The sequence below is a fragment of the Stenotrophomonas sp. STEN029 genome (assembly GCF_056760015.1).
This window is the reverse complement of the sequence record NZ_JBRREC010000068.1, coordinates 21,605-27,904: the sequence shown is the minus strand read 5'-3', so window position 1 is coordinate 27,904 and position 6,300 is coordinate 21,605. Positions and strand designations below refer to the sequence as shown.

Genomic DNA, 6,300 nt, shown 5'->3' with positions numbered 1-6,300 from the left:
CCCCCCCCTCCCCCCGCGGGCCCCGCCCGCGTCTCCCCCTGCGTCGCGGGCGGGGGGCCGGGGCCGCTCCCCCCGTGCCGCCTCCCCCGCCCCCCACTACAGGTGAAGCGCTTGCCGGGCTTTGCTCCCTCCCTTTGCCGCAGGCAAGGGGAGGGTTGGGGAGGGGTAGCGCTTTTGCTGTTGGACTTTCAGCTTCGCGGCTTACGCCGCTCCTACAAGTGCGTCGTTTGCCTTGCCCTCAACGCATGAAGAACTCGACCGGGAACGACAGTTCCAGCGGTGCCTTGCGTGCTTCCGGCACCGCCGGCAATGGCGCGGCGCGGCGGAAGGTATCCAATGCGGCCTGATCGAGCATGGCCGAACCGGAGGTCTGCTCCAACGCCAACGACAGCACCGAGCCATCACGGGCGAGGCTGACCCGGATGTGGGCGACGCCTTGTTCGCGGCGCGCGCGGGCGGCATTGGGATAGCGGCGATGCCGTTCAAGCTTGGCCATGACCCGGCCTTCCCAACTGTCCTTGCCGGGGTTGGCCACGCTGGGGCCGGTGGGCAGCGGTGGCGTGACCGGGGCGGCCGCTATCGAGGCCTCCTGTTGCTGCGGGGCAGGCGCCTGCTGCACGGGCTGCGGCGGCGCTGGCGGCGGAACGATCCAATTGGCGGCGGCGCGCGGTGGCGATGGCGGCACTGGGCGTGGTGGTTCGGGCTTCTGTTTCGCCGCCGAAGCCGCGGCAGAGGGCGTGGGTGCAATCACTTCCTCCAGTGGTTGCTCCGGTGCACGTGGCGGCAACATCACCAGTTGCGTGCGCTCGGCCGGCGCCATCAATGGAGGATCGATTGATGGCGCGCGGCTCCACAGCAACAGCGCGAACAGACCGATGTGCAGCAACACGGTGACGGTTGCAGCGACCGAGCGGATGCCGCGCTCTTCCGATTCCGGGGATGGAACGTCGGCCATGCCGTGCGGCAGCGGCCGGGTCAGCAGATACAGTGCGCAGCCACCCATGCCGACTGCAACCGCCAGCCATAGCAGCAGCGATGGATGCGCGAAGTACCAGAACATGGCAAAGCCCAGCGCCATGCCGCCGCAGGCAAATGCTTTGGCACGCTTGGACATCGCACCCTGCTCACGCCACAGCCGCAATGGCGGGCCGAACTGCGGGTGCTGCAGCAACCAGCGTTCGAAGCGCGGCGAGGATCGGCCAAAACAGGCGGCCGCCAGGATCATGAAAATGGTGGTGGGCATCACCGGCAGTAATGCGCCGATGATGCCCAGTGCCACCATCAACATGCCCAGTAGCAGATGGCCCACGCGCACGGCGCGGTTGCGCCGTGGCGGGACTGGAGCGGTGCTCAGCGTTGCTTCCATCTCAGTCGGCAAAGGCCTGCTCGACGTAGCCATGCACGCGCTGGAATGCCGCGGTGGCACCGGCCACCATGCGCTGCTCCTGCTCGGCGTCCAGCGCGTTGCCATCCAGTGCTTCGGTGAAGCGCCGCCAGTGACGCGCGCGGCCGTCCGGATGCCCGGCCAGGTGGCGCGCGCCGTGGTTGGCATCCAGGCCGATCTTCGCTGCCAGCTTGAACAGGATGGCAGCACCGAGATTCGAGCCTTCAACCACGTACAGCCAACCCAGCGCGGTGGCCGGGTCGATGTCGCTGCTCAAGGCGGCATTGTCATCGGCGGGCAGGGTTTCACCGAGGTCGAGCAGATCCTGCTGCAGTTCCTGCAGACGCTGGCGTTCGGCCAGGTCCGGCAACAGGCCCTGCAGCGCAGGCAGCGAATACAGCACCGCCAGGTCACGGTGGAAGCGGTACTGCACGCGCAGGAAGCGCCGGTAGTTCTCCAGCGAGGCGAACGGTTCGCCGCGCATGATGCGTTGGTCCAGGCGCTCGTGGGTACCGTGGGTGGCGGCCTTCAAGCGTTGGCTGCGGCTGAGTTCCAGCAGCATTGGGGAAGCGGACATATGCGGTTCCTCAGAAGTTGACGGTGAAGCCCATGCGCACGGTGCGGCCGGGCGAGGCCATCAGGCCCAGCGTCATCGCGTCCATGTAGTAACGGTCGGTGAGGTTGTCTACGCTCAGGTCGAGCGCGACGTGCTCGTTGATGCGGTAGTTGGCGAACAGGTCGACCAGTACGTAGGAACCCCAATCGACCACCGGGATGATGCTGCTGGCGCGCGGCAGGGTCGGGCGGTTGCCGGTATAGCTGACCCGGCCACCGGCGGTCAGGCGCTGGTCCAGCTGATGCGTGCCCAATGTCAGCGCACCGGAGGCGCGCGGCGGGACATGGTTGCTGGCATAGCTGTCGGTGACGCCGCCCGGATGGCAGGCTGCTGACTTGGTCGGATAGGCGCGGTCGCTGTGGCAGAAGTTGGTGTAGGTGTAATAGCTGCCGGACAGCTCACTGAAGAAGCGCGGCGTGCGGTATTCAGCGGTGATCTCGTAGCCCTTGAAGTCGGCGTTGTCGATATTCTCGATCACCGGTGACGATACCCAGCCGTCCAACTGCACGGTGGTGCGGGTCAGGTAATCCTTCACGTGGTTGTCGAAGTAGGCCAGCTTCAGGCGTGCCTGGTCGCCTTCGGTGAACAGCCCGTCGCGCAGCAGGTTGATGCCGTACTCGCGGTTCTTGGCGCGCTCCGGGCGCAGGTCCATTGCAAAGGTGCTGGGGACCGGGCCGGAGCTGGTTTCGAACAGGCCGGGCATGCGCAGTGCTTCGGCGTAACGGGCATAGACCTGCACGCCCTCGAACGGGGTGAAGGTGATCGCCGCGATCGGTGCATTGCCACTGGCCTTGTTCTGCAGGTGGACGTCGGTATAGGTGATGGGGCGGCTCTGCGATGGCACGCGGGTGATCTCGCGGTCATAGCTCTTGTAGCGGGTGTGGCGGATGGCAGCGTCGAACTTCAGCCAATCGGTGGGCACCCACTCGGCGCTGGCGAACAGGCTGCTTTCCTCACGCTTGGCGTTGTTGCTGCTGAAGCTCTGCGAGGCGCTGATCGGATGCACGTCTTCCTTGCCGTGGGTGAAGCCGTACTGCAGGGCGACGTCGCCCCAGGCGGTGATGAAGCGCGAGGTATTGGTGGCGTCGACACCCCAGCGCTCGGCCTGGCGATACGTGGTCTCGATATAGGTGTACTCCGGCGGCAGCGCCGGGAACGAGTAGACGTTGCGGATGGTGTTGTCCAAGGCGGTACGCCAGGCGTTGGCCTTGAAGTCGATCAGCTCGTTGGCCGGCTGCCAGCGGTAACGCGCAGTCCAGGTATCGGCATCGACATCGCTGAGCGCCGATTGCAGCGCGCCTTCACCGCGCAGGATGGCCGACGGCATCAGCTCGCCGTAGCGGCTCTGGTATTTCATGCGGCCCAGTTCCAGCGCCTGGTCGGGGCTGGGCTTCCAGGTGCCCTTGAGCAGCCAGGACTGGTTGTCCACCGAGGTGTTGAGCACTTCTTCGCCGGCACGGAAGCGGTTGAGGCCCTCGAAGCTGACGGTGGTGTACTCGACCCAACGGCCACGGCTGTCCGTGGTGCGCGAGGTCGCATAGTGCGGCTCGGGCGCGCCCGGGCCGTTCTCGCCGGCGAAATAGTTGCCGGTCTTGCGTCGCGCGAAGGCGCCCAGCACTTCGAACTCGCCCCAGCGTTTGGCCGCGGCGATGCTGCCGCTGCCGCCGGTCGGGGTGCCGGTGGATGGCCGATCCATGCCGGTCTCATCGGCAAATTCGCTGGGCAGCTGCTGCACCGTGCAGGTGCGGCCACCACCGCAGGCGGTCAGGAAACGGCCGCCATTGCGCAGGCCGCCGGTGGTGAAGGCCGGTGGCGGCGAAGTGGAGTTGTCGCTGAAACCGCCCTTCAGGCGGATGCCCCAATCCTTGTCGCCGGTGATGATGTCCTCGGCGTTCAAGGTGCGCATGCTGACCACGCCGCCGATGGCACCGACGCCTTCGGCACCGCCGGTCGGGCCCTTCTGGATGTCGATGCCGCCAATCATGTCCGGGTCGATATAGCTGCGCCCGGCCACGCCGGCATAGCCGCGGTAGACGGTGACCTGCTGCTGGCTGCCGTCGATCAGCACCGGCACGCGGTTGAAACCCTGCATGCCGCGGATGTTCAGATCGAGCGCGCCGGAGTTGCGGTTGTCGCCGTTGATGACACCGGCCACGCTCTTGAAGATGTCACCGGCCTGGGTGCCGCGCGAACGCTCGATCTGCTGCAGCGACAGGTGCGCACCGGACTGCGCGGAAGTGTAAGGCGTGTCGGCCGAATTGCGGCTGTCATCGCCCAGCTGGGTTCGGTTTCCCTGGTCACCCTGCACCCGTAGCGTGCCGATGCGTTCCACGCCGTTGGCCGGCGCGCGCTGTACGGTCAGCGCGCCGCTGGCGGTGGTGGCCAGCTGCAGGCCGCTGCCCTGCAGCGCCTGGGCGGCGGCCTGTTCGACCGAATACTGGCCATGCACGGCCTTTGCCTGCTTGCCCTGCAGCAGGGCGGGGTCCACCGACAGGGTGCGGCCGGCATTGGCGGCGATGCGGTTGAGGCTGGTGCCCAGCGGGCCGGCGGCGATCTGGTAGTCGAGCACTGCCGCATCGGCGGCTGCGGTCTGCGCGTGGGCCAGCGGAACGGCGCAGGCCAGCGACAGGGCCAGGGCAAGGCAGGAAGGGCGAAGCAGGGGGGAGGCGGACATCGATACGGCTTCCGAAAGAGGGTTTCGGATAGGGATGTGTATCGAAGGCGAGAAACCGGACACGCTCACGCTATTTTTTTTCGATCAGGGTGACCGGGCCATAGGAACGGATCAGCAAGGGCAGGGTTTCGGCCAGGGCGGCGAGCGTGCGATCGCTGTCATCCAGCGCGAACACGCCTTGCACGCGCAACGCGGCGGCCTCTGGCGACACCCGCAGGAAGCCGCTGCGGTAAGCGCGCAGGCGCTCGACCAGATCGAGCAGTGGCGCATTGTCGAGGCTGACCCGCCCGTGCAGCCAATCGGTCAGCTGCGCCGGGCTGCTGCCCAGTGCGGTGATGCCGCCGGCATCGATGCGTGCACTTTCCCCGGCCAGCAGGCGCTGGCTGTGGCCGCGCTCGTCCTCGATCAGTACGTGATCGCTGAGTGCGGCAACCTGGGTGGATGTCTCGTAGCGCTCCACCATGAACCTGCCGCGCAACAGGCTGAGTCTTGCGTGCAGGCTGTGCAGCAGCACGGGGCGTGGATCGGCGGCGATGTCCAGCAATGCGCGCCCACGCCGCAGCCACAGTTGGCGCTGGCTGGCGCCAAAATCCAGGTCCATCGCGCTGCGTGCATCCAGCGTGAGGGTGCTGCCGTCATCCAGTGCAAAGCGGCGGCGTTGCCCGGTTGCGGTGCGCAGGTCGGCGCTGAGTTCGCGCAGCGGGAATTTGCGGTCGGCCAGCAACGCGGCGCCGCCAGCGGTGAGTGCAAAGGCCGCCAGCGAGCGCAGTGCGACACGCCGCGACGGGCGCAGCAGCAGTTCGCGCGCCTGTTGATCCTGGCCAGGGTGACGCCGGGCAACCTCGCGCAGGCGGTGGAAGCGCCCCTGGATCTCCTGCAGCTGCTGCCAGGCCTGGCGATGTTCGGCCGAGGCGTCGAGCCAGCGCTGCAGCTGCTGTTCGCTGTCCGCATCGGCGCTGCCGGATTGCAGCAGCACCATCCAGTCGATGGCAGCGTCCATCGCCGCTTGCCCGCTCATGGAGCCAGATCCGTGTGCTGCAGGTCCTGCAGGCAGCAGCTCCAGGCCTGGCGCAGGTAGCGACCGACCGTGCGTACCGATACGCCAAGCTGTTGTGCGATCTGCTCGTGGCCCATGCCATCGAGCTGGCTGTAGAGGAAGGCGGCGCGCGCCGGTGCCGGCAGCGACTGCATGCTGCGATCGACCAGCAGCACGGTTTCCAGCAGTAGTGCACGTTCCTCGGGCGAGGGCGAAAACGCTTCAGGACTGTGCCGCAACTGCTCCAGCCAGGCCTGTTCCAGATCACGGCGCCGACGCAGATGGAACAGCAGGCGCTTGGCAATGGTGGTCAGGAACGCGCGCGGTTCGTCGATGCTGGTCAGTGGCGTGCGCGAGGCTGCAACCTGGCTGAAGGTCTCGGCGGTGAGGTCTTCGGCATCCCAGCGGCAACGCAACTGCCGGCACAGCCGTGCCAGTAACCAGTGGTGGTGGTCGCGGAACAGGGCGGCGAGGAGGGAGGACGACGCGGGGCTCATCGTTTGTGCAAATGCGAATTGTTCGCATTATGGCATGTGTGAGCAACGCTGTGCAGCAGGGATGATCTGGTGGTTTGTGGGAGCGGCGTAAGC

General features: G+C 67.0%; 5 protein-coding genes. All 5 read right to left on the bottom strand.

Annotation, left to right across the window (positions count from 1 at the left end; all coding sequences use genetic code 11):
- Positions 1–238 precede the first annotated feature (238 nt).
- The 5 genes from ACVOLI_RS14580 to ACVOLI_RS14560 all read right to left on the bottom strand — a co-directional run bounded on the left by ACVOLI_RS14580 (position 239) and on the right by ACVOLI_RS14560 (position 6,207).
- On the bottom strand, positions 239–1,366 hold the full coding sequence (locus ACVOLI_RS14580) for a TonB family protein (RefSeq protein WP_481614968.1): 1,128 nt from the start codon (positions 1,364–1,366) through the stop codon (positions 239–241).
- Between the two features lies 1 nt (position 1,367).
- Positions 1,368–1,961 carry a biliverdin-producing heme oxygenase gene (locus ACVOLI_RS14575; RefSeq protein WP_481614967.1) on the bottom strand — a complete coding sequence of 198 codons (594 nt, stop codon included), beginning with the start codon at positions 1,959–1,961 and terminating at the stop codon, positions 1,368–1,370.
- Between the two features lie 10 nt (positions 1,962–1,971).
- Positions 1,972–4,674: a TonB-dependent receptor gene (locus ACVOLI_RS14570; RefSeq protein WP_481614966.1), complete on the bottom strand. Its 2,703-nt coding sequence runs from the start codon at positions 4,672–4,674 to the stop codon at positions 1,972–1,974.
- Positions 4,675–4,744: 70 nt separating this feature from the next.
- On the bottom strand, positions 4,745–5,692 hold the full coding sequence (locus ACVOLI_RS14565; protein WP_481614965.1) for a FecR family protein: 948 nt from the start codon (positions 5,690–5,692) through the stop codon (positions 4,745–4,747).
- Positions 5,689–6,207 (bottom strand): sigma-70 family RNA polymerase sigma factor, encoded by a 519-nt coding sequence (locus tag ACVOLI_RS14560; protein ID WP_481614964.1) that lies wholly within the window; start codon positions 6,205–6,207, stop codon positions 5,689–5,691. The genes ACVOLI_RS14565 and ACVOLI_RS14560 overlap by 4 nt, the downstream gene beginning before the upstream one ends.
- Positions 6,208–6,300: the final 93 nt, after the last annotated feature.

Coding starts and splice junctions, on each gene's coding strand:
- ACVOLI_RS14580 (WP_481614968.1), bottom strand. CDS start 1,366: ATGGAAGCAACGCTGAGCACCGCTCCAGTCCCGCCACGGCGCAACCGC.
- ACVOLI_RS14575 (WP_481614967.1), bottom strand. CDS start 1,961: ATGTCCGCTTCCCCAATGCTGCTGGAACTCAGCCGCAGCCAACGCTTG.
- ACVOLI_RS14570 (WP_481614966.1), bottom strand. CDS start 4,674: ATGTCCGCCTCCCCCCTGCTTCGCCCTTCCTGCCTTGCCCTGGCCCTG.
- ACVOLI_RS14565 (WP_481614965.1), bottom strand. CDS start 5,692: ATGAGCGGGCAAGCGGCGATGGACGCTGCCATCGACTGGATGGTGCTG.
- ACVOLI_RS14560 (WP_481614964.1), bottom strand. CDS start 6,207: ATGAGCCCCGCGTCGTCCTCCCTCCTCGCCGCCCTGTTCCGCGACCAC.